Genomic DNA, 26,921 nt, shown 5'->3' on the forward strand with positions numbered 1-26,921 from the left:
CAATGCTTTCTCGCAGGGGACCGGTGACGCCAAGAGAGAAAAGCTCGCGTGTGACATCGATGTCAAGACACTCGGACAAACCTGGCCCGAACTGGACAACCCGGATGCCCGGAAACCTGGTGGACAACCGCCGGGGCCGGGGCCAGGGTGAAGAGACGACTGAAGCCGATCCGGGAAACTGGGGTGGGGACATGCGGCGGTTGTCCATGCTCGGCGTGGCAGCGCTCATCACGGCAGGCTCGATACTCACGGCTCCGGCGGCCACTGCCGGAGAAACGACGTTCCGCCCGGTGCGCACCTGCGCCGATCTGGTGCGGACCTATGACATCCCCGGCGCGGTCACGCATGTCGAGACCGCGACCGTGGTGCCGGCGACGGCGACCGAACCCGAGAACTGCGACGTCCGCGGCTACGTCGAACCTGCGGTGCGGTTCCAGCTCCGGTTGCCCACCAAGACCTACGCGGGCCGGTACCTGCAGTTCGGCTGCGGCGGGTTCTGCGGGGTGGTCACCACGCCACCGTTCGCTGACTGCGGCCTCCCGCACGGCGGCGACGTCGCGGTCGCGGCCACGGACGACGGTCACGTCGGCAAGACCTCCGCGATCGTCGATGACGGCAAGTGGGCCGAGAACGACCAGGCCGCGCGCGACGACTTCGCGTTCCGCGCCCCGCACGTGGTCTCGAAGGCGTCCAAGCGGCTGATCACGCAGTTCTACGGCGCTCCTCCGAAGAAGTCGTACTTCAGCGGTTGCTCCGACGGCGGCCGCGAGGCGCTTCTGCTCGCGCAGCGCTATCCCCACGACTTCGACGGGATCCTCGCGGGCGCGCCGGCCGGATATTGGGGGCCGCTGCTCGGCGTCTACCAGACCTGGCTCGCCAAGGTGAACACCGGCGCCGACGGCGAGCCGATCCTGACCGAAGACAAACTCCCGGCCCTGCACGCCGCCGCACTGTCCTCTTGCGACAAGTCCGACGGGCTCGGCGACGGTGCCATCGACGATCCGCGCACGTGCCGCTTCGACCCGGCCACGATCGCCTGCCCGCCGGGCACCGACAACGCGGGCTGCCTCACCACCGCACAGGTCGAAGCCACCAAGAAGATCTACGCGCCGCCGACCGACGAACGCGGCCGCAAGCTGTACCCGGGTGGCCAGACCGTCGGCTCCGAACTCTCCTGGTACGGCTGGATCATCCCGTCCCCGGAAACCGGCGGGATCCCGTTCGCGCACTCGCTCGCCGACAACTACCTGAAGTACATGGCGTACCCGATCGGGACACGGCATTCGTCGGTCGAGAAGTTCGCCTTCACCGCTCGTGAATTCGACAGGCTGACCCCGGAAGGCGTCCGCTCCAACGCGATGTCGACGGACCTGCGCGAATTCCGGCGTGCGGGCGGGAAACTCGTGATCTGGCACGGCTGGGCGGACCAGGCGATCCCCGCCGCGGGCAGCATCGACTACTACGAGCGGCTCACCCGCGCCAATGGCGGCCCCGCCGCGACGCGGGACTGGGCGCGGCTGTTCATGGTGCCCGCGCTGTACCACTGCGCGACCGGCGACAAGCTGACCGAGTACGACCCGCTGAAGGAACTCGTCTCCTGGGTCGAGCGAGGCGCCGCGCCGGACCGGACGGTCGCCACCGGCCGCGGCGCCGACGGCAAGGTCTTCCGCACGCGGCCGGTGTTCCCGTATCCGCTGCAGGCGAAGTACGACGGCACCGGAAGCGTCGACGACGCGGCCAACTTCGTGCCAGTCCCGCCCTCGCGGCCTTCGCGCGATCTTGTGAACTGGGCGGGAAACGGGCTGTACGGGAAGGCAGGGCCGGTAGCTCCCTAGAGGTGTTGGGGCGCGTCTCGTGGGTGGTAAGGACGGTTAGAACCGTCCTTACCACTCACGAGTCAGGAGAGGACGCCGTCCAGCAGTCGTACCCGCCGGTCCGCGATCCGGTGCACCTCGTCGTCGTGCGTCGCCACGATGACCGCGGCGCCCTCTTCGGCGCAGCGCCGCAACAGCCGAAGCACCCGCGGCGTGCTCCCGGCGTCCAGGTGCGCCGTCGGCTCGTCGGTGAGCAGGACCCGGGGCCGCCCGCTGACCGCCCTGGCGAGCGCGACCCGTTGCTGCTGCCCGAACGAGACCTCGAGAGGGTAGCGGTCACCGAGATCGCCGATCCCGAGTTCCTCCAGCAGCTCCGAAACCCGCGTGTGGATGTCTTTCGCGCTGGGCTTGGGAACGTCGGATCGGAGCCGCAGCGGCAGCGCCACGTTCTCCGCGATGGTGAGCTCGTTCGCGAGGCCGAGCGCCTGCGGCAGGACGGCGCAGGTGTGCCACGGCGGCGCGCCCGCTATCGGGACGCCGTCCAGCAGGACACTGCCCGAATCGGGCGAGTCGAAACCGCACAGCAGCGCCAGCAGCGCGCTCTTGCCGGAACCCGACCGGCCGGACACGGTGACCAGTTCTCCCGGGGCCACCCGCAGTTCGAGCCCGCGCAGGACTTCGACGTCCCCGCTGGGATGGGGGAACCGGCGGCGCAACCCGACGGCCTCGAGGGCGGGTTCCGCCATCACGGCACGACCTCCCGTTCTTCGACTTCTTCCAGCCTGCCCTTGTGCATCCGCGCGACCCGGCTGCCGAGTTCGATGAGCCGGTCGTCGTGCGACGCCACGATGACGGCGAAATCCTGATCCGCCAAATACTTCAGGGTGTCGAGCACCCGGTCGGCGGAGCCTTCGTCCAATTGGGACGTCGGCTCGTCGGCGAGTACGACGGTCGAGCGTCGGGCGAGGGTGCAGCCGAACGCGAGGCGCTGCTGCTGTCCGCCGGACAGTGCGGAGATCCGCCAGCTGCCGGTCCCGCCGAGCCCCAGTTGCTCGAGGATGTCGTCAGGCAGGCATTCGGTCCCGGCCGATTCGGCCGCCGCGCGGAGATTGTCCGCGACGCTCAGATACGCGAGCAGGTTGTCGGTCGGATTCTGGAACACCAGGCCGAGGTGGTTCCGCCGCAGCGCCCGCCGGTCACGATGCCGCAGCTTGCCGGTTTCGCTGCCTTGGAAGGAGATCGTGCCCCGTACGGGCTGCTCGAAGAGGCCGAGCGTCCGTAGCAGGGTGGACTTGCCGGAGCCGGACGGCCCCGCCAGCACGGTGATCCCGCGCGCCGGGATGTCGAAGGTGACGTCCTCGACGCCGGTGACCGTGCCCGCCGGCGTCTGGTAGTCGACGCCGATCCCGCGCAGCCGGAAGATCGGTTTCTCAGGCACGGATCAACTCCGCGGTTCGGGCGGTGCGCACCGAGCGCATCGCGATCCAGCCCGCCAGCGCCACGACGAGCACACCGACGGCGAGCACGGTCAGGGCGAGCGGGGTCGGGTCGGGCAGCGCCGACTGCGGCGGGAGGAACGTCGCCGGATCGAACCGTGGCACCGAAAGCCCCGCGACCGAGACACCGCACACGACGCCGATGACCACGGCGAGCCCGCTGAGGGTGCCCAGTTCCATCAGATGACTCGCCAGCAGGGCACGTGGCCGCATTCCCATCCGCAGCACCAGAGCCCCGGCGAGCGCGTTCTGGCGCCGTCGGACTTCGACCGCGACCAGCAGCGACAGCACGGCCACCACGCCGAGCACGGCCCCGAGCAGGGCCATGAACGAGAACGTCCAAGACACCACGTAGAACGGGAGCGCGTCGAGCGCGGACTCACGGGTGACGCGGTTGACCGCCGTCATCACCCCCACCGAGGCCAGCGCCTCGGTCACCCGCGTCATCGACGAGCTGGACAGCACGCTCCACTTGGGCACGGTGCGCAACTGCGCCTCGGTGAGCGATTCCCGCGAGATCACGTACCCGGCCTTGGTGCCGATGATCGGGAACATCGGCAGTTCACCGATCGCCTTGGCCTCGGCGAGACCGGCGGGCAACGTGGTCTTCTGGGCCGCGTCGTGTCCGATCCGGATCGCCGGGACACCGGTGCCCTGGCTCGACAGACCGCTCAGCAACCGGTCGACCTCGGCGCCGTCGAGCGGACCGAGCGTGGCGGCCTGCCGGAAGGTCCGCGGGTCCACGACCAGCACGACATTGCCGGTGCCGGTCAGCTCGCCGACGATCGTGGTGCCGCCGTCCAGTGAGGCGGGCAGCGCGACCTTCCCCGTGCCGACGACGCTTTCGGTGTCGACCCTGGTCTCGGCCCCGACGAAGATGGCGGACTTCGTCTGCAGGGCTTCTTCCTGCCCGCGCGCGATGCCGATCCCGGTGGCCAGGGTCCCGATGGCGAGCGTGCCGATCACGAGCACACCGGTGACCGGCGCGCGGGCGCTGGCGAGCCGCCGGATGGCCAGTTGCAGTGCAGGCCGGGACCACAGCCGGGCGCGATGCGAGGCGTGCAGGGCGAGCCAGGCCAGTCGTGCGGCGACGAGCCCGACCGTCAATACGACGAACACCGGATACGTGAGCGCGAGCGGGTCGACCTGGGGGAGCGGATTGCCGATCCGCGATCCCTTGCTGTAGTCGACGAGCCGGTTCCAGCCGAGCAGGGCGACACCGGCGGTGAGCAGTTCCCACGGGAAGAAGGCCAGGAACTTAACCTTCTTGCGCCGTCCGGAGCGGACCCTTCCGAGTTCGAACTCCCGATGGGTCCGGACGGAGATCACCCCGGCGAGCAGTGCGAGCGAGACGAGCAGGATCCCGGCCGCGACGAGCGATCCCCAGAACGTCGCGCCATCATCCAGTTCACCTGGTGGTCCGTAGAGCCCGAGCAACAGCCGCGCGAGCGCCGCGCCCAGCGCGCCACCGGCGACGATCGGGAGCCCGAGTTCGGCGACCGCGAGCAACCCCAGCGCCCCAGGGCCGCTGCCGCGTGCCGACAGCAACCTCAGCTGCGGGTGCCGCCGCTGGTACCACTGCAACGCGACGGTGCCGATCCCCGCGCAGCCGACGAGAATGCTGATGGCCGCGAGCGGCAGGATCGAGACCAGGACGTTCGATTCCGCCTGGTTGCTGATCTCGACCGAGCGCTCGAACGGCAGCGACCCGACGATCGCGTCACCGAGGCCACGGGAGCCCAGATCCGCCTTGACCGCGGCGATGAGGGCCTTCCCCCGTTCCTCCAGGTCCTCGGCTTCGCTCACGGTCTTGGGCGGAGCCTCGTAGAACGACATGTGCAACGTCTTGATCGTCGGGACGCCCAGCGCGCGGACCGTGTCGTCGAACGTCTTCCCGTCGTTGGCGAACATGACCGAGTCGAGCGGGTCGTTGGCGAGCCTGCTGACGACGGCGTTCCGCTGCTGCGAGCACCACCAGCGCGGCGCCGTGTCGGGAAGGTCGCGGTACAGCCCGGTCACCGGGGGTATCGGGGTGCCCTTGATGCTCGGCGTGGCTCCGACCTTGATGTTCTCCGCCCCGGCGACGACGGTGCCGAGCAGGAACCCGGCGCCCGCGGATCCGCTCGTCACGTCGAGGTGGCCCTGCGTCGCCTGGTCACGATGGGCGAGAACGACCTTGTAGTTGGGGTCGCCGTTGAACTCGGTGCCGTAGAGGTACTGCGTGTAGCGGGAGGTGACCGGCGCGGGAAAGCCGTGCGCCGCGGCGTTCCGGCGGACCGAGTCGACGACCTGCGGAGCCACCGCGGCGGGCACGTTGTCCTTGCTGAAGACCGGCCCGTAGTAGTCCGGGCACACGATGCCGGACTGATACGTGACGGCCGCGCCACCCGCGGCCGAGGCCTGCAGGACGGCGGCGGTCCCGAGGAAACAGGCCAGCAACGCGGTCACCGCGGCGATGATCAAAGTCAGGGGACTGGTCAGTGCCGCTTTCGGAGCCGCTCGCCACGGCATCGTCACCCTGGGCCCGCCGGGAGCCCCCCACTTCACCCGCATGGATACGCACGCTACCGGTCATGGCGCTCCGGCGACAGGAAGAACTCACTGTTTGTTGCTGACGTGAAGTAAGGCCTGGTCCATTGTGGTGACACGGGCCCGTGCTCACTGACTGTCCGTCACCAATTGATCGATGGGTGTCGTCTCACCCGCCTCGCACTCCGCCGAGAATGCGGTTTCTCCGAGCGCCGCGACGATCACGCCGGTGATCCTGTCGACGTCGTCGCGTTCGGCTTTCGGCAGGGGTGCACCCACCGAGCGCCGCGAAGCCGCCGCGGCACCGAGCAGCCGCGCGGCCAGGCGATACGAGCCGGCTGCCGCCTCCGCGCCGGCCAGGCCCTCGAGACCGAGCGCGATCGCACGGGGATCCTCGCTCTGGCGAGCGATCGCGAGACCGTCCAGGTGGAGCCGCTTCGCCGCCACCGCGTCTCCGCGTTGCTCGGCGATGAACCCGAGCTCCGCCAGGATCAGGGTGCTGCCCGCTTCGGACTCCACACGGCGATGCCAGTCCAGTATGGACAGCAGCCGCCGCTCGGCCTCATCGAACAGCCCCTGGCGCCGTGCGCCGAGCGCGAGCCCAGTCTCGGCGTACACCTCACCGGGTTTGAAACTGTGCTCGACGGCCAAGGTCCTGGCCCGCTCGTGGAACTCCTTCGCTCCTTCGAAATCGCCAGTGAGCAGCGCCGTCCGGCCCAGCCACGACAGTTTGTAGGAGACCTCCGGCCACAACTCCAGTTCCTCCGCGCGGCGAAGGCTTTCCCGATGGACGCGGGCGGCGTGGTCGTAATCCCCGGCGATCGACGCCAGCATGCCGATGACGAACGAAGCCTGAAGCCAGCCCCAGCGTTCGCCGAGCCCGTCGAAGATGCCGGCGCTCTGCGCCGCGATCCGGCCACCTCCGGTGAGGTCGCCACCGGCGATCAGGTGGGCCGCCCTGTCGCTCAGCGCGGCGGCGGCGCTCCAGTCGTCACCGATGTCGCGGGCGGTTTCCAGCGCACCGAGCGTGAGCTTCTCCGCCCGGCACAGGTCGCCGACCGTGGACCACGCGTAGCCGAGGAACCACAAGATCCGTGCTTGTACGAGAGGATCGGTGATACCCCACGCGATCTCTTCCGCCGCTCCGTCCGTGCCGGTGCCGTCGAGCACGGCGATCCCGGTGCGCCAGCCGAGGGCCTGCGCGTATTCGTCGCCGGTGCCCGCCTCGGTGCCGAGCACGAGGTCCAGCGAGCGCTTGGCCTCGGTGAGCCGTCCGCGGAGGAACCAGAACCACGCCGTCGCGTTCACCAGTCGCGACGCGAGCCGATGTTCTCCTTGCCGCAGCAGCGTTTCCAGCGCGCGCCGGGTGTTGGCTCCTTCAGCGTCCAGCCTGTCGAGCCAGCGCCGCTGCTCCCTCCCGCGCAGGCCCGTGTCCCCGCGTTCGGCCAGCTCGACGTGGAAACGGGCGTGCCGCAAGTACAGGTCGTCGAGTTCGCCCGCCTGCTCGGCGTGGTCCAAGGCGTATGCCGATACGGACTCCAGGAGCCGGAACCGCGGTTCACCGGACCTGCCGGGCCTGCTGACCACCAGCGACCTGTCGACGAGCCGGGACAGGAGATCCAGCACGTCACCGGCGGCGATCTCACCGCCGGCGCAGACCGACTCGGCCGCGTCGAGCCCGCAGCCCTCGGCGTGGACGGCGAGCCTGCGCAGCACGATCTGCTCGGGCTCGCTCAGCAGGCTCCAGCTCCAGTCGATCATCGCCCGGAGCGTCTGCTGGCGACGCGGCCCGCCTCGCCTGCCCGACGACAGCAGGGCGAACCGGTCGTCGAGGCGGGCGAGGAGTTCGTGCACGCCCAGCGTCCGCACGCGGGTGGCGGCGAGTTCGAGCGCCAGCGGGATGCCGTCGAGCGTGCGGCAGATCCGGGCGACCACGGCCGCGTTCTCCGCGTCGAGCGCGAACCCCGGCGCGGCCGCGGCGGCACGCGCGGCAAACAACCGGACCGCGCTCGACTCCCGCACGGCGGCGAAATCCGGCAGCTCGGGCAGCTCCAGCGGCGGTACGACCCAGACGTTCTCCCCTGGCAACCCGAGCGGCTCCTGGCTGGTGGTGAGCACGCGCAGCCGGGGCGCCGCCGCGAGCAGCCTTTCCACCAATGCCGCGACCGGCTCGACGACCTGTTCACAGTTGTCCAGGACCAGCAGGATCTCCTTGTCCCGCAAGGCATCGGCCAGCGACTGGGACAGCGTTCCAGTCGACGTCGCGTCCTCCCGGAGATCCAGCACGGCCGCCAGGACGACGGCGACGAGATCCTCGGGCGGGCACGTCGGGCACTCGACGTTGTCCAGACCCGCCAGCTCGACGAGCCAGGTGCCGTCGCCCATCACGACCTTCGACGCGGCCTCGATGGCGAGCCTGGTCTTGCCCACACCGCCGGGGCCGGTGAGGGTGACCAGTCGTGCGTCGGTGACGAGCGCTACCACTTCCTTGACCGCTGTCGTGCGGCCGATCAGCTCGGTCACCGCCTCCGGCAGGTTCCCGCGCACCGGCCCGGCGGCGCGGACTGGCTCGAGGTCCGGACTGCGGGTGAGGACCGCCTGGTGCAACGCCGCGAGCTCCGGCCCCGGTTCGAGACCGGATTCGTCACGCAGGCGGGCGCGCAGTTCGGCGTAGGTCTCGAGAGCTTCGCTGTGCCGTCCGGCCGCGTACAACGCGCGCATCAGCAGTCCGCGGAGCCGTTCCCTCAGCGGATGGCGCGAGACCAGCGCGGCCAGCTCCCCGGTGAGGACGCCGTGCTCGCCGAGCGCCAGCCGGGCTTCGGCTCGCTCCTCTTCGGCGAGCAGCCTTTCCTCCTCCAACCGCTGAGCAGCGGCGACGGCGAACGGCTCGTCCTCGAATCCGGCGTACGCGGGCCCTCGCCACAACGCCAGCGCATCCGCCAGCAGTGCGGCACGGGCGCTCGGGTCGACGGCGTCGCGGGCCCGTGCGGTGAGCGCGCGGAACCGATGGACGTCCAGGTCACCCGGCTCGACGGCGAGGACGTACCCGGCCGGTTGGTGCGTCACGAGTTCCCGCGCGCCATGCTCGGCGCGATCCAGCGCGCGGCGCAACTGGGAGATCTTCGTCTGCAGGGTGTTGCCCGGATTGCCCGGCGGATGCTCGCCCCACAGGTCGTCGGTCAGCGACGACACCGACGCCGCCCTGCCGTCGCGGCTCAGCAGCCCGGCGAGCAGGAGGCGGACCTTCGCCTCGGGCACGACGACGGGCTCGCCCGCGGTCGTCCACACGGCGAGTGGTCCCAGCACTCCGAATCGCACGAAACCGACGTTAGCGCGGAGCACCGACAAGATCGTGCGCGAGGCCGTGCGCGGACCCGCAGCGATCCGTGCGCGGCCCGCGTCACGGTGGTCCCATGAGCGAACACGGCAAGACCCCGGTGACGGTACTGGGGCTGGGCGCGATGGGAACCGCGCTCGTAGAGGCACTACTGGCCGCGGGACATCCGGTCACCGCGTGGAACCGGACCGCGAGCCGCGCCGAGGCGGTGGCGGCGAAGGGAGCTTCGGTCGCTTCGACCGTCGAGGACGCTCTCGCGGCGAACCAGATCGTGATCGCCTGCCTGCTCGACTACGACTCGGTGCACGAGGTCCTCGACCCGGTGGCGTCCGGGCTCAAGGGACGGCAGCTGATCAACCTGACCAACGGCACCCCCGGCCAGGCGCGCGAAATGGGTGGTTGGGCCGAGGAACTGGGCGCGGAGTACTTGGACGGCGGGATCATGGCCGTCCCGCCGATGATCGGCACCCCCGCGGCGTTCATCTTCTACAGCGGCTCGGGCACGGTCTTCGGCCGGGCACGCACCGCGCTCGACACCTTCGGCGGCGCCAACTACCTCGGCGCGGATCCCGGACTGGCGCCCCTGCACGACATCGCGCTGCTCAGCGGGATGTACGGGCACTTCATCGGCGTCATCCAGGCATACACGCTGGTCGGCTCGGCGGGGGTCAAGGCGCGGGAATTCGCGCCGCTGCTCCGAGCCTGGATCGACGCGATGAGCGGCTTCCTGGAGCGCGCGGCCGAACAGATCGACGACGGCGACTACGTGACCGACGTCGTCTCGAACATCGCGATGCAGGCGGCCGCCTACCCGAACCTCGCCAAAGCCGCGGCGGAACAAGGCGTCAGCGCCGAACTGCTCACCCCGCTGCAGTCGCTGATGGACAAGCGGGTCGCCGATGGACACGGCGCCGAAGACCTGATCGGCGTCATCGAACTCCTCAAAAAGTAAAGGAAGACACAATGATCACACTGATCGGGCTCGGCCCGATGGGACAGGCCATGGTCCGGGTACTCCTGGAGAACGGCCACGGAGTGACGGTCTGGAACCGCACCGCCGCCCGCGCGGACGACGTCGTCGCGGCGGGTGCCGTGCGCGCCGCGACTCCCGCGGACGCGGTGGCGGCGTCGGAGCTGGTGCTGCTGAGCCTCACCGACTACGCCGCCATGTACGACATCCTCGGCAAGGCCGAGGACGCACTGGCGGGCAAGGTGATCGTCAACCTCAGCTCGGACACTCCGGAGAAGACCCGCGAAGCCGCGGACTGGGTCAAGGCCCGTGGCGGGCAGTTCCTCGCGGGTGGTGTGATGGTGCCCGCCGAGTTGGTCGGCAAGGAGGAGGCGTACGTCTTCTACAGCGGCCCGGCTGACGTGCTCGAGAAGCACCGCGAGACCCTGGCGCTGATCGGGCGGCCGGATTACCTCGGTGACGACGTCCGGCTGGCGCAGCTGTTCTACCAGGCGCAGCTGGACGTCTTCCTGACCTCGCTTTCGGTGTTCATGCACGCGAGCGCGCTGGTGCGCTCGGCCGGTGTGCCGGTGGAGAAGTTCCTCCCGTACGCCAAGGACAACTTCAAGATGATGGATTTCTACCTGGACGCCGCGGCCGAGCAGATCGAGAAGGGCGAACACCCCGGCGACGACGCCAGCGTGACCATGATGGGCGCGACGGCCGACCACATCGTCCAGGCGAGCCGGGACGCCGGGGTCGACCTGGCCCTGCCCGAGGCGGTCAAGTCGCACTACGACCGGGCGATCGCCGCCGGACACGGACGTAGCTCGTGGACCAGCCTTTTCGAGATCATCAAGGCGGACCGCAAGTAAGTGCCCGGCTCGTGCGGCCACCAAGGTCGTGAAGGCCTCCTTGCCTACCCTGAGGGTTGGCAAGGAGGCCTTCACGACCTTCGGGCAGGGTGCGAAGGGCGAGTTTCGCTCACGACGCCCAGAATCTCCAGGAAGGCCTTCGCCGCCGGAGTGACCGTGAAGCGGTTCCAGACGAGATGTTCGATCCGCGCGGGCGCGTCCCGCACCGGCACGGTGACCACGTCGGTCAGGTTCGGCACGAATTTCGACGGCAGCAGCGCCACCCCCAAGCCCTGATGGATGAGCCGCGCCATGAAGTCGGCGGCCGTCACCTCAAAGGCGACCTCCCGGGTCACTCCCGCCGCGGCGAAGGCCTGATCCGTCTGGGCACGCCCCGCGGATCCGGACGGGAAGTCGACGAACACCTCCGACGAAAGCCGCTTCAAATCCACTTCGGACTCGACGGCGAGAGGGTGTCCGGGAGCCACCACGGCGATCAGATCGTCCCTGCCCAGTTCGCAGGTGGCGACGCCGTCCGGCCGGTCGGTCACCGGAAGGCCGAGGAACGCGACCTCGATCGCACCGTCCTTGATCTGCTCCACCAGCTGCCCGCTCGCCCCGACCCGCAGCCCGATCCGGACGTGCGGATACCGACCGCGAAAGGTCTGCAGGGCGGCCGGGACGTCGACCGCCGCGACGGTCGGGATCACACCGACGGTGAGCCGCCCGCGGATCTCGCCGACGGCCGCCGCGACCTCCGATCCGGCCCGCTCCGCGGCCTCGAGGCATTGCCGGGCGGCGGGCAGGAACGCCTCTCCGGCGGCGGTGAGCCGCACCCGTCGGCTCGTGCGCTCGAACAGCCGCGCGCCGAGTTCTCGTTCCAGCCGCGCGATCTGGTGGCTCAGCGCCGACTGCACGACGAGACACCGTTGCGCGGCACGCGTGAAGCTGTTCGTTTCCGCCACGGCCACGACGTATCGCATCTGCTGAAGCTCCATGAATCCATCTTGAATCACGATGGATCAAGTGACAAACATGTGTTGGACTCATTGATCGTCGGCGTCGAAGCTGGGAAGCGTGAAAACGCTGACGACCACACCGCTCGCCGCAGGTCTCGCCGGAACCGCGCTGACCGCCTTCGCCCCCATGGTCTGGGGGACGACCTACGTGGTCACCACCGAACTACTTCCGCCTGGACATCCGCTCTTCGCAGGGCTCATGCGCGCCTTGCCCGCCGGACTGATCGCGCTCGCCGTCACCCGCACACTCCCGCGCGGCACCTGGTGGCTGAAGGCCGCCGCGCTCGGCGTCCTCAACATCGGGATGTTCTTCCCCTTGCTGTTCGTCGCCGCCGAACGGCTGCCCGGCGGCGTCGCGGCCACGCTCGGTGCCGCCCAGCCGCTGCTCGTCGCGATCCTCGCCGTGGCCGTGTTACGCCAGAACCCGTCCGCGTGGCGGTTCGCCTGGGGGATCGTCGGGATCGTGGGTGTCGGCCTGGTGGTGATCGGACCCGCGGCGGGCTTCGACCTGATCGGGGTGCTCGCCGGACTCGGTGGCGCGGGCACCATGGCGCTCGGCGTCACGCTCACCAAACGATGGGGACGCCCTGCCGACGTCGGGCCGACCGCGTTCGCCTCGTGGCAGCTCACCGCGGGCGGGTTGTTTCTGGTACCGGTGACCTTCTTCTTCGAAGGCGCACCGCCTGCCATCGACCTGAACGCGGCACTCGGCTACCTCTGGCTCGGCCTGATCGGCGGCCTGCTCGCCTACGTGCTGTGGTTCCGTGGCATCACAGCCCTGCCGGTCACGTCGGTCGCGGTCCTCGGCCTGCTCTCGCCGATGGTCGCCGCGGTACTCGGCGCCGTGCTGCTCGGTCAGTCGCTCGGGCCGATCCAGCTCGTCGGCTTCGCGCTCGCTCTGGCCTCGATCGTGGCAGGCCAGATCACCCCGAAGAGCAAGCAGGAAGGCGCTGTCCGATGAAGATCGCCGTTGTCGGAGCGTCGGGAATGGCGGGTTCCCGCATCCGGACGTGAACGTCGTGCGCGGCGACGTCACTGACACAGGGCACATGAGAGCGGTATTCGGGGGAGTCGATGCCGTCGTGGGCGCGACGAGACCGGCGCCCGGCGCCGAAGACACGGTCGCCGCCACGGTCACGGCCCTGCTCGACGCCGCGGCGGGCACTCGCGTCCTGGTCATCGGCGGCGCCGGGCCGTTGCGGACGCCGTCCGGCGGGCTGGTGATCGACGACCCGGCGTTCGTGCCGCCGGCATGGCGGACCATCGCCTCGGCCAGCGCGAGTCAGCTTCAGGCCTGCGAGGCCCACGCGGGCGACTGGGTGTACCTCAGCCCGCCCGCGATGCTCGAGCCCGGCGTCCGGACCGGCGTCTACCGGCGGGGAACGACGACCATCCTCACCGCGGAGGACGGGTCATCCGGGATATCGGCGGAGGATCTCGCGGTCGCCGTCGTGGACGAGCTCGAGAATCCGGGCCCGGACCGGCATTTCACCGTCGGGTACTGACGCTACAGCCGCCACTTCAGCTCGGGCGGGTCTCCGGGCGAGGGCGTTTCGGGGCTCCGTTCGGCCTCGATCTGGATCTCGATGTTGGTCTTGTGCGAGATCGGGTCCCAAATATCCTCGATCGGCGCCAGCAGTGACTGGCTGACGCCTGCCCGGCGGGCACGCGCGGCGTACCACGCGAACCCGGCCAGGAAGAGGGGAAGGCTGAGGAACGCGGCCACGGGCGCCAGGACCTCCATGCACCCGACGATACAGTAACGTCGTGTATCCAGAAACGTTCTGTTACTGAATAGGGCGGGCGATGACCAGGCTGACACGGGCCGAGCAGCAGCAGCGCACCCACGAACACCTGCTGGAGGCCGGACGCCAGGTCTTCTTGCGGCGCGGCTTCCTGGCGGCGACGGTCGAGGAGATCGCGGCCGACGCCGGGTACACCCGCGGCGCCGTCTACAAGCACTTCGGCGGCAAGGAAGGGCTGTGGCTGGCGATCATCGAAGCCACCGCGGAAGGACACCTCTCGGAGCTGAAGAAATCTCTCGCCGTGGCCACCGACAGGGACGACGTCATCGCGGCCTTGGCCCCCGGCGACGTGGTGGACAAGGATGCCGCCCGCTGGAGCGCGGCGGCCGCCGAAGTGCTCGCCGCGACGGCACAACAGCCCGAAACCGCCGCTCTCGTCGCCGCCGTCCAGCGGCGTCACGACGACGACGTCGTCTCCCTGCTCGTCGAGCATGCGCGGCGGCTCCGCCTCGAACCTGCCATGCCGCTCCACGAGGCCGTGGTGATGCTGGGAGCTCTGGGTATCGGGCTCGCCCTGCGGCAGGCGGTCGCACCGGCCGCCGACTCCGCCGCCATCCTCACTCACGTGCTGGACTCGGTGTTCCCGCCCGAGGCGACATGAGAAGCTCGTGCGCGTGATCGATTCCTTCACCACCGCCGACCTCGTGGACGAACACGGCGACCGGCTGCGCGTCTGCGACACCCAGTTCCGCCAGTTCGGCGGGCACCGGAAGTTCTCGGGCCCGATCCGCACCGTCTCCTGTCACGAGGACAACGGCCTGGTCAAGAAGACCCTCGCCACCCCCGGTGACGGCGCCGTCCTGGTGGTCGACGGTGGTGGCTCGCTGCACAGCGCGCTCACCGGCGACATGATCGCGAAGTCCGCCGTCGACAACGGCTGGGCGGGCATCGTCGTCAACGGCGCGGTACGTGACAGCGCCGAGCTCGCCGGGCTCCCACTCGGGGTGAAGGCGCTCGGCACCAACCCGCGCAAGAGTTCCAAGGCAGGCGCCGGCGCTGTCGACGTCCCAGTCGGTTTCGGGGGAGTGACGTTCACCCCCGGAGACACGCTCTACGCCGATGACGACGGCGTCGTGATCCTTCCCGCGGCCGGATCCTGAACCGGCTCAGACGACGATGACCCGGCGGCCGCGGGTGTGCCCGGCGTGGCTGTCGGCATGCGCCGCCGCGGCGTCGGCGAGCGAATAGGCCTTCTCGACCGGTATGTGCAGCTTCCCTCGTGAGATGAGATCGACGGCCTCGGCCAGTGCGTCCGGCACGCTCCCGGCCACGCCGGAGAAGCGGACACCGAACTCGGGCGCGCCGAGGTCGGCGATGGAGATGACCTTCCCCGGATCCCCGGTGAGCTCGACCAGGTCCGGGATCACGCCGGATCCGGCCAGGTCGAGAGCGGCGTCGACGCGGCCGAGCCGCCGCACCCGCTCCACCCAGCCCTCACCGTAGGTCGTGGCGAGCGCGCCCAGGGCGCGCAGGTAGTCCTGGTTCGCGGCGCCCGCCGTGCCGATCACCGCGATGCCGCGTTCCCGCGCGATCTGCAGCACCGCCGAGCCGACCCCGCCGGACGCGCCGCTGACCAGCAGCATCTCGCCAGGCCGCACTCCGGCTTCGCGGATCAGCCGTATCGCCGTCTCGACCACGGAGGGGTATCCGGCCGCCTCCTCGAACGTCAGACCTTCGGGCATCACAGCCCACGCCGTCAGCACGGCGAACTCGGCATAGGTACTCGCACCCTCGCCGAACACGAAATCGCCGACGTCGACTCCGGTGACGGCTTCGCCGATCTCGTCCACGACCCCGGCGGCGTCCAGGCCCACGCCGGACGGCAACACCGTCGGATGCGCGCCCAGGACCTGGCCTTCACGGATTCTCCAGTCGACGGGGTTCACCCCCGCAGCTCGCACAGCGATGCGTACCTGGCCTGGGCCGGCGTGCGGATCCGCGGCGTCGACGAGCTGCAGGACTTCCGGACCACCGAACTCGGTGAAGATCACTTTCTTCATGCGATCGACCGTAGCACTAACGGTTAGCGTTTTGAAACCGTTGTTTTTTTGGATCTGATAGCGTCCCCGCATGACCGTGCCGACTGGACGGCGTGAGCGGAAGAAGGCCGCCACCCGTCAGAAGATCGCCGACACCGCACTGCGGCTTTTCCTGGAACGTGGGTATGACGCGGTGGGCATCCGCGAGGTGGCCGCGGAGGCCGACGTGGCCGTCACGACGCTCTTCTCCCACTTCGCCTCGAAAGAGGCCTTGGTGTTCGGGCAGGACGCGGAGTTCGAGCAGGGCCTCGCGCGGGCGGTCACCGAAAGGGCGCCGCACGAGCCGCTCATTCCCGCGCTGCGCCGGGAGGTCCACGCGATGGTGCGCCATTGCACGGCGGACGGCGCCGCACCGATCTGGCGCATGATCGACGAGTCGCCCGCGTTGCGGGAGTACGAGGACTCGATGCGGCTGCGCCACGCGGAGTCCCTGGCGGCGGCCATCGCGGCGGATGTGGAGTCGTCGCGGTCCGCGATCGCCTGCCGGACGATCGCGAGGTTCGTGATCGACGCCTACTCGCTCGGCCGGGAGGCGGCCGATCCGGCGGCCGCGGTGGACGAGATCTTCCGGATGATCGAAGCGGCCTGGGAAGCCAGCCGTAACGGGACAGCACAAGCGGAGGGATCGCCGTGCTGACACAGGTCGCGGAGGGTGTACTGGTCCACCAGAGCGCGCTGCTCGAGAACAACACGGTCGTCGTGGAGGGCAGGGACGGCGTGCTGCTCGTCGACCCCGGGATCACGGGCGACGAAATGGCCTGCCTCGCGCACGATCTCTCCGATTCGGGCCGCCCGGTCGTGGCGGGTTTCGCGACCCATCCCGATTGGGATCACGTGCTCTGGCACGCCGAGCTGGGTGACGCACCCCGCTACGGCACCGCCCGTTGCGCGGAGTACCTGCGAGATCTGCGGTCGAACGCGGACTGGAAGACCGGCGTCGCCGAGGGGCTGCCGCCGGAAATCGACGGACAGGTGCCGCTCGACCTGTTCGGCCTCATCACCGGCCTGCCCGCCGGAACCACCCGGATTCCTTGGGACGGCCCGCGAATCCGGATCGTCGAGCATCCGGCCCACGCTCCCGGTCATGCGGCGCTGCTGATCGAGGACCGCGAGGTGCTCATCGCCGGCGACATGCTTTCCGACGTCCTGGTCCCGATGTTCGACGACGACAGGGATCCGATCGAGGACTACCTGGCCGGGCTCCGGGTGATCGAAGACGCGGCGGGCGACGTCGACGTCGTCGTACCCGGCCACGGAGCCTTCGGCGGAGCCGGTGAAGTGCGGGCACGGATCGACCTGGATCGCGCGTACGTGCACGCCTTGCGCGACGGCCGGACTCCGGACGACCCGCGAATCGGCCCGTCGGCGAAACCCGGCTGGGAATGGGTGAGCGATCTGCACGCCGGGCAAGCCCGAAGCCTCGCCCGGCGACAACCGTCCTGAGCCGTCATCCCCTCGGCATGACGCAGAGTTCCCTGGACCGCCCCGACTTGAAGTCGTAGACGACGGGGTTGCCGTACTCGTAGCCGGGCACGGAGTTGCAGTCCGAGCCGGACCCGGACGAGAGCTGGGCGATCACCGAATAGTTGGCGGAGCTGTCCGAGCAGTGGACCCGGACGGCGCCGGCGCTGAACGCGCCGTTGCTGCCGGCGTCTTCGTCGGCCGAGATGCAATCCCCGGCCTGCGCCGAGAACGGGTCGGGGTCGACCTCGGGAACGCCGGCACCGGAAGCGCCGCCGCCCGTGGTGATGGCCACGGTCACCGCGATCGCCCCGCCGGTGACGACGACCGCCGCGGCGGCGATCCCCACGATCAGCCCCGTCTTCGGGGTCTTCTTCGGCGTCGCGACGGGGTACTGCTGCCAGATGGGCGGCTGCTGCTGAGGGTAGGTCACGCCATCAGGATCGGCCACGTCGATGAAATTCCGATGACACGGTTCACTTGCGGGCGACGAGCCGTTCCACCAGCCCGAGTTTGAACCGCTCCCGGTGCTCCACGGCCAAGCCGAGACCGTCGACCTTGTCGAGCGGGCGACGGAGGAAGTGCTCGCCCGCCATCGGCACGGTGATCTTTTCGGCGATCCATTGCAGACCGCGGACGGCGCGCGACGAACTCGCGATGTGGTCGAGCAGGATGAGCCTGCCCCCTGGCCGGAGAACCCTGGCCATTTCCCGCAACGCCTTGCCGTCGTCGGGGATGGCGCAGAGTCCGAGTGTGCAGACCACGGTGTCGAACGAATCGGCGTCGAAGGGGAGGTCATGGGCATCGGCCCGCCGCAGCGTCACCGGATGGCCAAGGCGTTCGGCGCGGCCGCGGGCGATGGTGAGCATTCCGTCGCTGAGATCGATGCCGGTGAGCGTGACGTCTTCGGGATAGAGCGGCAGGTTCAGGCCGGTCCCGACGGCGACTTCGAGAACTTCGCCGGTGGCCTGGCCGCAGGCCCACGTACGGGAATCACCGAAGAGCTTCCGGTCCAGGAACTGCATCTCCCGGTCGTAGTTCTGGGATTTGCCGTCCCAGTAACGGTTCCATCGGGCGGGCCGGGTCATGACGCTCCTTTCAGCAGCAGTGTTCCCCGCGCCAGGCCTCGCGGCCTTCCTTGATCGCGACGGCGGCTATGACGAGCGCGACCAGCGGGTCGGCCCAGTACCAGCCGAGGAGGCTGTTGAGCAACAGCCCGACGAGCAGCACACCGGAAAGATAGGTGCAGAGCAAGGTTTGCTTCGAGTCGGCGACGGCGCTGGCGGAGCCGAGTTCGCGCCCGGCGCGGCGCTGGGCGTAGGACAGGAACGGCATCACGAGCAACGAGACCGCCGCCAGCACGATGCCGACAGGGGAGTGTTCGGCGGGGTCGGCGCCGAACAGGGCGCGTACCGATTCGACGGTGACGTACGCGGCCAGCGCGAAGAAGGACACCGCGATGACCTTGAGCGCCGCGCGTTCGCGGGCTTCGGGGTCCTTTCCGGAGAACTGCCAGGCGACCGCCGCGGCCGAGGCGACCTCGATGACCGAGTCCAGGCCGAAACCGATCAGGGCCGTCGACGAGGCGATGGTGCCCGCCGCGATGGCGACGACCGCCTCGACGACGTTGTACGTGATCGTCGCGGCGACCAAGAGCCGGACCCGCCGGGAAAGCACGGCACGGCGATCCGGGGCCACTGTGGACCTCGCGGCGCAGCAGCCATCCGCACAGGAACCGCTCTCCACACTCATCGGAGCGCCTCGTCCATGCAGGGCTCGGCGGTGTCGACGGCCAGCACGACCTGGACAAGTTCCCGCAGGGCGCGGGCGAGATGCTCGTCCGCCAACGAGTAGCGGACCTGCCTGCCCTCATAGGTGGCCACGACCAGCCCGCAACCACGCAGGCAGGCGAGATGGTTCGACACGTTCGAGCGGCTCAACCCGAGTTGCCCGGCCAGCAGCCCGGGATAGTTCACGCCATCGAGCAGGGCGACCAGGATCCGGCACCGGTTCGGGTCGGCGAGGGCACGACCGAGCCGGGCGAGTGCGGCCCCCTGGGTCTCACATGTCAGCACAGGCGAGACAGTACAGCCAACGCTGACGTATCAGCAAGGGCTGAACCATTGCCCCTACTGAGGGTCCGGACGCGACCCTCTGTTTCGTCGCGGTCTGTCAAGTCATCGCCGAACAGGGACGCCGGACCAACCCGAAAGAGCCCGGTGTGGCCACTCCAACGGCCGCATCGCGGGTACCCGGGGGAATCCCGGCGCGGCTTCGCGTGACACCTCAGCGCAATTGCTGGCCCGATTGCGTGGTCACCGTAAAACGTCGAGTGACTTTGTCAAAAGGCTTCGCGCGCAAGGGAAATTCGGCATTCGGGTGGCATTGTCGTATTACCTGAAAGTGCGCTTGTGTGGGAAAAACCCCTTGCTATGTTGATCCTGCGGACCGCACTTCGGGGCAGGACCGGCGCGCCGCGAATTGTGGATCTTGTTTGTTCACACGACTATCGAAGGGTGGACCTTGCTGTGACCGTGACCGAATCGGACACTTCCGCCGAAGGTGTCCAGGGGCCGGAAAATCCGCAGCTGAGTTTGGGTAGGGCCGCCGCGCGCAACCTGGCGACGACCACCAAATCCGTTCCGCAGATGCAGGGAATTTCGTCCCGCTGGCTGCTGAAGTCGCTCGAATGGGTTCAGGTGAACGGTGGTGCCTACCGGGTCAACCGGAGGCTCAATTACGCGGTCGGCGACGGGCGGGTGACCTTCTCGAAAGCGGGCGCCGAGGTGAGTGTGATCCCGGCGGAACTGGGAGAGCTGAAGCCGCTCAAGGGATATGACGACGAGGAAGTACTCGCCGAAATCGCCCACCGATTCGAACAGCAGGAAGTGGCGGCCGGCGACGTGCTCGTCGAATTCGGCCACCGGGCCGACCGGGTCTACCTCATCGCACACGGCAAGATCACGAAGACCGGCCCTGGTCCTTACGGTGACGAGACCGCGCTGGGCGTGGTCAAGGACGGCGACTATTTCGGTGCGCAAGCCCTCGTGGACGGTGACGGCATCTGGGAGTTCACCGCCAAGGCGGCCACCGCCTGCACCGTGCTCACCCTGACCCGCCAGGACTTCGAGCGCATACTGGAACAGTCCGAATCGCTGCAGGCACAGATCGAGCAGGCGTCGCAGGACTCCGGGCGCGCCAACGACTTCGGCGAGGCCGAGATCGACATCTCCTCCGGGCACGACGGCGAGCCACTGCTGCCGGGTACGTTCGTCGACTACGAGACCTCGCCGCGCGAATACGAACTGAGCGTCGCCCAGACGGTGCTCCGGGTCCACAGCCGGGTGTCCGATCTCTACAACCAGCCGATGGACCAGACCGAGCAGCAGTTGCGCCTGACCATCGAGGCGCTGCGTGAGCGGCAAGAGCACGAAATGATCAACAACACGGACTTCGGCCTGCTCCACAACGCCGACTTCACCCAGCGCATCGCGACACGCACCGGCCCGCCCACTCCTGACGACTTCGACGACCTGCTCGCACTGGTGTGGAAGGAGCCCGGCTTCTTCCTCGCGCATCCGCGCACGATCGCCGCGTTCAGCCGCGAGTGCAGCAAACGTGGGATCTACCCGACCGGCACCGACCTCGGCGGGCACAAGGTGCCGTCCTGGCGCGGCGTGCCGATCCTGCCCTGCAACAAGATCCCGGTGAGCCAGACCAGCACCAGCTCCGTGCTGCTGATGCGCACCGGCGAGAAGAACCAGGGCGTCGTCGGACTGCGTCAGATCGGCCTGCCGGACGAATACGAGCCCGGCCTGAACGTCCGGTTCATGGGCATCTCGGAGCAGGCGATCATCTCCTACCTCGTCAGCACGTACTACTCCGCCGCCGTGCTCGTACCGGACGCGCTGGCCGTCCTCGAAGCCGCCGAACTCGGCCGCGAAGGATGACCGCCACGACGCCGGAGGCCGACCGGCGGCTCAGTCTCGGCCCCGCCGCCGCGCGCAACCTGGCCACGACCACCAAGACGCGGCCGCAGATGCAGAGCATCACCCCGCGCTGGCTGCTGAAGATGCTGCCCTGGGTCGAGGCGTCCGGCGGTACCTTCCGGGTCAACCGGCGGCTGACCTACGCGATCGGCGACGGGCGGGTGAGCTTCACCAACGTCGGCACCGAGGTCCGCGTCGTCCCACAGGAACTCGCGGAATTGGCCCTGCTGCGGGGTTTCGACGACGAGGACACGCTCAACGCGCTCGCCGACCGGTTCGTGCAGCACGAGTACCAGCCCGGCGAGACCATCGTCGGCCACGGGACTCCGCTCGACGAGGTCGTGCTGGTCGCGCACGGCAAGATCGCCAAGGTGGTGCCGGGCGAGTACGGCGCCGAGGCCTCTGTCGGCAGCATGGCCGACGGCGACCACTTCGGTGAAGAAATGCTCGCCGGCATCGACCGGAACTGGCCGTTCACCGCCAAGGCCGTCACCCCGGTGATCGTGCTGACCCTGCGCGCCGAAGACTTCGCCGACATCAACGGCCGGTCCGAGGCGATGCGCCGCCACGTCCAGGACATGCTGGCGCACAAGGGAAAACCGCAGAACGCCAAGGGCGAGGCCGAGATCGGGATGTCCTCCGGGCACGACGGCGAGCCGCTGTTGCCTGGCACGTTCGTCGACTACGAGATCTCTCCGCGCGAGTACGACCTCGCCGTCGCGCAGACTGCGCTGCGGGTGCACACCCGGGTCACCGATCTCTACAACGGGCCGATGGACCAGTTCGACGAGCAACTCCGGCTGACCGTGGCGGCACTGCGGGAGCGGCAGGAGTACGACCTGATCAACAACCGCGAGTTCGGGCTGCTGCACAACGCCGACCTCAAGTCGCGGTTCCAGACCCGGTCGGGTCCGCCGACACCCGACGACATGGACGAACTCGTCAGCCGTCGCCGCAAGACGAAGTTCTTCCTCGCCCATCCGAAGGCGATCGCCGCGTTCGGCAGGGAATGCACGCGCCGCGGCCTGTATCCGGAGGGCACCACGGTCGACGGCAAGGTGGTCGCCGCGTGGCGCGGCGTGCCGCTCCTGCCCTGCGACAAGATCCCGATCACCGACAGCGGCACGTCCTCGATCCTCGCCATGCGGACCGGTGTCGAGGACAACGGCGTGATCGGACTGCACCAGACCGGCCTGCCCGACGAGTACGAGCCGGGCCTGAACGTGCGCTTCGACGGCATCAACGAACAGGCGATCGCCAGCTATCTGGTCAGCACCTACTACTCGGCCGCCGTGCTCGTTCCGGACGCGCTCGGTGTCCTGGAGAACGTCGAGGTCGCGCGGTGACCCCTCACCCCGCGACGACAACGGACAACAACGCTCCAGAAAGGACCACACACGTGACCATCGCCCGTACTCCCGCTCCTGCCAAGGTGTTGCGCACCGAGTACCAGAAGTCGGTGGCGTCGTACTGGAACAAGGAGAAGGATCCGGTCAACCTGCGTCTGGGCGATGTGGACGGGCTCTACCACCACCACTACGGGGTCGGCGAGGTCGACTGGTCGGTGCTGGAAGGCCCCGAGAACACCCGCGACGAGCGGATCATCGCCGAAATGCACCGACTGGAGACCGCTCAGGCGGACGTCCTGCTCGATCACCTCGGCGACGTCAAACCGGACGACCGGCTCCTCGACGCCGGCTGCGGACGCGGCGGGACCAGCATCATGGCCAACGCGCGCTTCGGCTGCCACGTCGACGGCATCTCGATCTCGGAGAAGCAGGTCGAGTTCGCCAATCACCAGGCGGATATCCGAGGTGTCGCCGATCGGGTGCGCTACCACTTCCGGAACATGCTCGACACCGGCTTCGAAACCGACTCGCGCAAGGCGATCTGGAACAACGAGAGCACGATGTACGTCGACCTCCACGAACTCTTCGCCGAGCACGCGCGGCAGCTGGAGTTCGGCGGGCGGTACGTCACCATCACCGGGTGCTACAACGACGTGACCGGCGGCCGGTCCAAGGCCGTCGCGCAGATCGACCAGCACTACACGTGCAACATCCACCCACGCAGTGAGTACTTCAAGGCCATGACGGCGAACGACCTGGTGCCGATCTCGGTGGTGGACCTGACGCCGGACACGATCCCGTACTGGGAGCTGCGGGCGAAGTCGTCGGTGGCGACCGGGATCGAAGGACCGTTCCTGGACGCCTATCGCGAAGGCAGCTTCCACTACCTGCTGATCGCCGCCGACCGCGTCTGATCCCGCGAGACCATCGGAGCAAGCGATGACCGAACAGGGTGCGCTCGCCACACTGCTGGCCGGTCCGAGCGGGCTGGGCACGTCCGCCGCCCGGCTGGCGGCCCGGCTGACCGCTGTTCCCGCGGCGGTGGAGGACGGTCCACCGCCGCAGGAGCCCGCTCTCGACCCGGCGTACGCCTACCGGCCGTGGGGCGACGGGTCGGCGCCGCCGCTGTACTGCCCCGTCACCGAACGGATCAACGATCCGCTCGCCCTGGAGGTCGACCGGCGGCTCGTCCTGTGGGCGGGGGAGTGCGGGTTCGACGAGGAGGAGTGCGAGCAGATCGGGAAGGCGGGATTCGGCAGGCTCGTCATGCTCGCCCACCCGGACTGTGAGGATCCGGACCGGCTGTTGATCTCGGCGAAGCTCAACGCCGCATGGTGGGCGGCCGACGACCTCTACGCCGACGACACCTCCCTCGGCGCCGTGCCCGCCGAGCTGCCGCCTAAGCTCGCGCTGGCGATGGCAGCGATGGACCCGGTGCCGTCGTTGGGCGAATTCAGCCGCGACCTCGACGAAACACTGCGGAACGACCGGGTTCTGGTAGCCCTGGGCTCGGCGACGGACTTCCTGCGGCGATCCGGGACCGCGGCGCAGGTCCAGCGAGTCTGCTACTCGACCTTCGCGATGTTCGTGAGCTGGACCGCCTACGCCGCGTGGCGCCACAGCGGGAAATACCCGCCGGCGTGGGAATACCTAGCGGCACGGCAGCACGACAGCTTCTACACCTCGATGACGTTGATCGACGTCCTCGGTGGCTACGAACTGACCTCGAACCTGTACTACGACCCCCGGGTTCGCGAGGCGGCGATCCAGGCGGGGACGGCGGCCGTGCTCGTCAACGACGTGCACTCGGTCGCCAAGGACCTGGAGGACGAGTCGCCGCCCTGCAACGCGGTCCTGCTGATCGCCGGCGACCGGAAATGCTCGATCGAAGAGGCCACGGCGATCACCGTCGAACTGCACAACGACGTCGTACGGGACTTCCAGGCGGCGCACGAAAAGCTGAGCGCCGTTCCGTCCCTCGAGCTGCAACGGTTCTTACGCGGGTTGCGAGGGTGGATGGGCGGCGGTTTCGAATGGCACTCGACGAGTCCGCGGTACAAGCTCGTGAGTGGTAAGGACGGTTAGCACCAAGGGTGTCTTCGGTACCTACGTGGTTCCCGGATGCGGTTAACGTGGGGTGAGCCGTGAAGGCCTCCTTGCCTACCCTGAGGGTTGGTAAGGAGGCCTTCACTACCTAGGTGACCGCGACGTTCGCCCCACAGGAGCCAGCAGCCACGCCACTCACGAGACCCATCGCTAAACAACACCGGCCTCGATCAACTGCTGCCAGATCACGCCTTGGTCCACGACCTCGACTTCGAGTTTCTCGGCCTTGGTGAGCTTGCTCGCCCCGACGTCGGCGCCGGTGATCAGCATGTCCGTGTTCGCCGAGACCGAAGACGCGATGGTCGCGCCCGCCCTTTCGCACAGCCGCTGGAAGGTCGGGCGCGGCACCTTCTCGCCGGAGCGGGGGTCGCTGATCGAGCCGGTGACCACGACCGTCTTGCCTTCCAGCGGCGCGCCGGCCGCGACGACCGGCGGGAGGTCTTCTTCGCGTACGTCCAGCGAGACTCCGGCTTCCCGCAGCCGCTCGAGCTCGGGACGAAGCCGAGTGAGGTGTTCGATGAGGGACGCGGCGACCTTCGGGCCGATGTCCTCCACGGCGACGAGGCCTTCCTCGCCGGCGTCGGCGACGGCTTCCAGCGAACCGAACCCTGCCCGGCACAGTCGCGCGGCGGTGCCCTCGGACGCCATCGGGATCGCGAGCCCGATCAGCGCCCGGCGCAGGCCGACGGCCCGGCTCGCGTCGATCGACTCGATCATGCGGGTGGCGGAGATTTCGCCGATCCGGTCGAACTCCAGCAGCTTCTCCTTGGTGAGCCGGTAGAAGTCCGACGGGTGCTCGAGAATCCCGGCCTCGGCGAGCCGCTCGATCCAGACGCCGCCGATCGCGTCGATGTCCGCGGCCGCGCGAGACGCCCAGTGGATCAGCCGCCGGACGGTCTGCGCGGGGCAGGCGACGTTGGTGCAGAACAGTTCCCGGCTGTTGCCCTGTTCGGTCAATGGTTCTTCGCACGACGGGCACACCGAGGGCGGCACGATCTCCCGCTCCTCGCCGGTGCGTTTGGCGGCGTCGAGAACGCCAGCCACGAACGGGATCACGTCGCCCGCGCGGCGCACCAGCACGGTGTCGCCGATCTTGATGCCGCGGGCCTTGATGACCTCTTGGTTGGCCAGCGTCGCCCGGGTGACGGTGGTCCCGCCGACGAACACCGGCTCCAGCCACGCGACGGGTGCGATCTTGCCGGTCTTGCCGACGTCCCATACGACATCGGCGAGCACGGTTGTCTTCTCCTCGGCGGCGAACTTGAACGCCAGCGCGCCACGCGGTGAGCTGGACCTGGTGCCGGCGGCGGCATAGGCGTCGCGATCCGCCAGGCGCAGCACGGCACCGTCGAGGTCGTAGTCGAGTTCGTTGCGCTGCTGCTCGATGGTCGTGATGACCGCCTGTGCCGCCTCGGCGTCCTCGCAGTGGCGCATGTCCGCGGCGGCGAACCCGAGCGTCCGGAGAGCGCCGTCGAGATCGGTCTCCGCACTTTCGGGCTCGGTGGAGAGGTCGAAAGCGAAGAACTGGAGACGCCGCTCGGCGACGGTGGCCGGATCCTTGGCGCGCAGGGTGCCGGCGGCGGCGTTGCGCGGGTTGATCAGCGGTTTGTCCGGGTGGACCTTGTTGTAGGCGGCGAAGGTGGAACGCAGCATGACCGCCTCACCGCGGACCTCGACCCGGCCGGGGGCGTCGACGGTGTCCGGGACGCCGTCGGTCAGCGCCCGGACCAGCATGGTCACGTCGTCGCCCGTGGTCCCGTCGCCGCGGGTGACCGCCCTGGCGAGCCGTCCGTTCTCGTAGACCAGCGCCAGCGACAGGCCGTCGAGCTTCGGCATGACGACCACCGGCTGGCCCGGGAACCGGGTGAAGAACGCCGCGACCTGCTCGGGCTTGGTCGCCTTCTCCAGTGACAACATCGGGCGCGAGTGCCGGATGGGCGCGTGCAGGATGGCGGGCGCGCCGACCTGGTCGAGCGGGTTCGGATCCGGGGTGAGCTCGGGGTTCGCCTCGATGAGCCCGCGCAATTCGTCTTCGATCGCGTCGTAGTCGGCGTCGGCGACCTTCGGCGAGCCACGGTAGTAGGCGTCGCGAAGGACGACGATCTGATCGGCGAGTTCTTGGATGCGGTTCCGAGCGTTCACGGGGCAGAGATTACCCGGGACCACCGACAGAA

25 protein-coding genes are annotated in these 26,921 nt (G+C 69.0%); 13 read left to right on the plus strand and 12 right to left on the minus strand.

Annotated elements, in window-relative coordinates:
- The first annotated feature begins 191 nt into the window (after positions 1-191).
- On the plus strand, positions 192-1,835 hold the full coding sequence (locus AC0685_RS27235) for a tannase/feruloyl esterase family alpha/beta hydrolase (RefSeq protein ID WP_478228122.1): 1,644 nt from the start codon (positions 192-194) through the stop codon (positions 1,833-1,835).
- A 62-nt stretch (positions 1,836-1,897) separates the two neighbouring features.
- On the opposite strand, the gene AC0685_RS27240 is transcribed toward AC0685_RS27235, so the two are convergent.
- The 4 genes from AC0685_RS27240 to AC0685_RS27255 form a co-directional block, all read right to left on the minus strand.
- Positions 1,898-2,560, minus strand: a complete 663-nt coding sequence (locus tag AC0685_RS27240) for an ABC transporter ATP-binding protein (protein ID WP_478228123.1) — start codon at positions 2,558-2,560, stop codon at positions 1,898-1,900.
- The gene (locus tag AC0685_RS27245; RefSeq protein ID WP_340681814.1) at positions 2,560-3,252 is read right to left on the minus strand and encodes an ABC transporter ATP-binding protein; all 693 of its coding nucleotides are present in this window, start codon (positions 3,250-3,252) and stop codon (positions 2,560-2,562) included. Before AC0685_RS27245 ends, AC0685_RS27240 begins: the two co-directional genes overlap by 1 nt.
- Positions 3,245-5,821: an FtsX-like permease family protein gene (locus AC0685_RS27250; RefSeq protein WP_478228248.1), complete on the minus strand. Its 2,577-nt coding sequence runs from the start codon at positions 5,819-5,821 to the stop codon at positions 3,245-3,247. Before AC0685_RS27250 ends, AC0685_RS27245 begins: the two co-directional genes overlap by 8 nt.
- A 147-nt stretch (positions 5,822-5,968) precedes the next feature.
- Positions 5,969-9,157: an AfsR/SARP family transcriptional regulator gene (locus tag AC0685_RS27255; protein ID WP_478228124.1), complete on the minus strand. Its 3,189-nt coding sequence runs from the start codon at positions 9,155-9,157 to the stop codon at positions 5,969-5,971.
- 95 nt (positions 9,158-9,252) lie between these two features.
- Here AC0685_RS27255 and AC0685_RS27260 point away from each other — a divergent pair, with 95 nt between their 5' ends.
- Positions 9,253-10,128 carry an NAD(P)-dependent oxidoreductase gene (locus AC0685_RS27260; RefSeq protein WP_478228125.1) on the plus strand — a complete coding sequence of 292 codons (876 nt, stop codon included), beginning with the start codon at positions 9,253-9,255 and terminating at the stop codon, positions 10,126-10,128.
- 11 nt (positions 10,129-10,139) lie between these two features.
- Positions 10,140-11,000 (plus strand): NAD(P)-dependent oxidoreductase, encoded by an 861-nt coding sequence (locus tag AC0685_RS27265; protein WP_478228126.1) that lies wholly within the window; start codon positions 10,140-10,142, stop codon positions 10,998-11,000.
- A 71-nt stretch (positions 11,001-11,071) separates the two neighbouring features.
- Here AC0685_RS27265 and AC0685_RS27270 read toward each other — a convergent pair whose 3' ends face one another.
- Positions 11,072-11,977: a LysR family transcriptional regulator gene (locus AC0685_RS27270; protein ID WP_478228127.1), complete on the minus strand. Its 906-nt coding sequence runs from the start codon at positions 11,975-11,977 to the stop codon at positions 11,072-11,074.
- A 79-nt stretch (positions 11,978-12,056) separates the two neighbouring features.
- Here AC0685_RS27270 and AC0685_RS27275 point away from each other — a divergent pair, with 79 nt between their 5' ends.
- Together AC0685_RS27275 and AC0685_RS27280 are read left to right on the plus strand one after the other, a co-directional pair.
- Positions 12,057-12,959, plus strand: a complete 903-nt coding sequence (locus AC0685_RS27275) for an EamA family transporter (RefSeq protein ID WP_478228128.1) — start codon at positions 12,057-12,059, stop codon at positions 12,957-12,959.
- Positions 12,960-13,047: 88 nt separating this feature from the next.
- Entirely contained in the window at positions 13,048-13,503 is a 456-nt protein-coding gene (locus AC0685_RS27280) for an NAD(P)-dependent oxidoreductase (protein WP_478228129.1), read from the plus strand.
- Positions 13,504-13,505: 2 nt separating this feature from the next.
- On the opposite strand, the gene AC0685_RS27285 is transcribed toward AC0685_RS27280, so the two are convergent.
- Positions 13,506-13,742: a hypothetical protein gene (locus AC0685_RS27285; RefSeq protein WP_478228130.1), complete on the minus strand. Its 237-nt coding sequence runs from the start codon at positions 13,740-13,742 to the stop codon at positions 13,506-13,508.
- A 62-nt stretch (positions 13,743-13,804) separates the two neighbouring features.
- On the opposite strand from AC0685_RS27285, the gene AC0685_RS27290 reads away from it, so the two are divergent.
- Both AC0685_RS27290 and rraA read left to right on the plus strand, forming a co-directional pair.
- The gene (locus AC0685_RS27290) at positions 13,805-14,404 is read left to right on the plus strand and encodes a TetR/AcrR family transcriptional regulator (RefSeq protein WP_478228131.1); all 600 of its coding nucleotides are present in this window, start codon (positions 13,805-13,807) and stop codon (positions 14,402-14,404) included.
- 13 nt (positions 14,405-14,417) lie between these two features.
- On the plus strand, positions 14,418-14,903 hold the full coding sequence (rraA, locus tag AC0685_RS27295) for a ribonuclease E activity regulator RraA (RefSeq protein ID WP_478228132.1): 486 nt from the start codon (positions 14,418-14,420) through the stop codon (positions 14,901-14,903).
- A 6-nt stretch (positions 14,904-14,909) separates the two neighbouring features.
- Here the strand turns inward: rraA and AC0685_RS27300 are convergent, their stop codons facing one another.
- Positions 14,910-15,803 (minus strand): NADP-dependent oxidoreductase, encoded by an 894-nt coding sequence (locus AC0685_RS27300; RefSeq protein ID WP_478228133.1) that lies wholly within the window; start codon positions 15,801-15,803, stop codon positions 14,910-14,912.
- Positions 15,804-15,873: 70 nt separating this feature from the next.
- Here AC0685_RS27300 and AC0685_RS27305 point away from each other — a divergent pair, with 70 nt between their 5' ends.
- Both AC0685_RS27305 and AC0685_RS27310 read left to right on the plus strand, forming a co-directional pair.
- Positions 15,874-16,479 carry a TetR/AcrR family transcriptional regulator gene (locus AC0685_RS27305; protein WP_478228134.1) on the plus strand — a complete coding sequence of 202 codons (606 nt, stop codon included), beginning with the start codon at positions 15,874-15,876 and terminating at the stop codon, positions 16,477-16,479.
- A complete protein-coding gene (locus tag AC0685_RS27310) occupies positions 16,473-17,285 on the plus strand; it encodes an MBL fold metallo-hydrolase (protein WP_478228135.1) in 813 nt (270 codons plus the stop codon). Before AC0685_RS27305 ends, AC0685_RS27310 begins: the two co-directional genes overlap by 7 nt.
- A 4-nt stretch (positions 17,286-17,289) precedes the next feature.
- Here the strand turns inward: AC0685_RS27310 and AC0685_RS27315 are convergent, their stop codons facing one another.
- Genes AC0685_RS27315 through cmtR form a run of 4 tightly spaced genes read right to left on the minus strand, consistent with a single transcriptional unit; the run spans position 17,290 to position 19,378 of the window.
- Positions 17,290-17,736 carry an LppU/SCO3897 family protein gene (locus AC0685_RS27315; RefSeq protein ID WP_478228136.1) on the minus strand — a complete coding sequence of 149 codons (447 nt, stop codon included), beginning with the start codon at positions 17,734-17,736 and terminating at the stop codon, positions 17,290-17,292.
- A gap of 43 nt (positions 17,737-17,779) precedes the next feature.
- Entirely contained in the window at positions 17,780-18,391 is a 612-nt protein-coding gene (locus AC0685_RS27320) for a class I SAM-dependent methyltransferase (protein WP_478228137.1), read from the minus strand.
- A 10-nt stretch (positions 18,392-18,401) separates the two neighbouring features.
- On the minus strand, positions 18,402-19,055 hold the full coding sequence (locus tag AC0685_RS27325) for a cation efflux transmembrane domain-containing protein (protein ID WP_478228138.1): 654 nt from the start codon (positions 19,053-19,055) through the stop codon (positions 18,402-18,404).
- A complete protein-coding gene (gene cmtR, locus AC0685_RS27330) occupies positions 19,052-19,378 on the minus strand; it encodes a Cd(II)/Pb(II)-sensing metalloregulatory transcriptional regulator CmtR (RefSeq protein ID WP_478228139.1) in 327 nt (108 codons plus the stop codon). Before cmtR ends, AC0685_RS27325 begins: the two co-directional genes overlap by 4 nt.
- A 453-nt stretch (positions 19,379-19,831) precedes the next feature.
- Between cmtR and AC0685_RS27335 the strand changes: the two genes are divergently transcribed.
- Genes AC0685_RS27335 through AC0685_RS27350 form a run of 4 tightly spaced genes read left to right on the plus strand, consistent with a single transcriptional unit; the run spans position 19,832 to position 24,726 of the window.
- A complete protein-coding gene (locus AC0685_RS27335; RefSeq protein ID WP_478228140.1) occupies positions 19,832-21,253 on the plus strand; it encodes a family 2B encapsulin nanocompartment shell protein in 1,422 nt (473 codons plus the stop codon).
- The gene (locus AC0685_RS27340; RefSeq protein ID WP_478228141.1) at positions 21,250-22,638 is read left to right on the plus strand and encodes a family 2B encapsulin nanocompartment shell protein; all 1,389 of its coding nucleotides are present in this window, start codon (positions 21,250-21,252) and stop codon (positions 22,636-22,638) included. The genes AC0685_RS27335 and AC0685_RS27340 overlap by 4 nt, the downstream gene beginning before the upstream one ends.
- Before the next feature lie 53 nt (positions 22,639-22,691).
- On the plus strand, positions 22,692-23,555 hold the full coding sequence (locus AC0685_RS27345; RefSeq protein ID WP_478228142.1) for a geranyl diphosphate 2-C-methyltransferase: 864 nt from the start codon (positions 22,692-22,694) through the stop codon (positions 23,553-23,555).
- 25 nt (positions 23,556-23,580) lie between these two features.
- Positions 23,581-24,726: a family 2 encapsulin nanocompartment cargo protein terpene cyclase gene (locus AC0685_RS27350; RefSeq protein WP_478228143.1), complete on the plus strand. Its 1,146-nt coding sequence runs from the start codon at positions 23,581-23,583 to the stop codon at positions 24,724-24,726.
- A gap of 171 nt (positions 24,727-24,897) precedes the next feature.
- On the opposite strand, the gene ligA is transcribed toward AC0685_RS27350, so the two are convergent.
- Positions 24,898-26,889, minus strand: coding sequence for an NAD-dependent DNA ligase LigA (gene ligA / locus AC0685_RS27355; RefSeq protein ID WP_478228144.1), 1,992 nt, complete (start codon positions 26,887-26,889; stop codon positions 24,898-24,900).
- Positions 26,890-26,921: the final 32 nt, after the last annotated feature.

It is taken from the genome of Amycolatopsis sp. NPDC043889 (assembly GCF_056435645.1).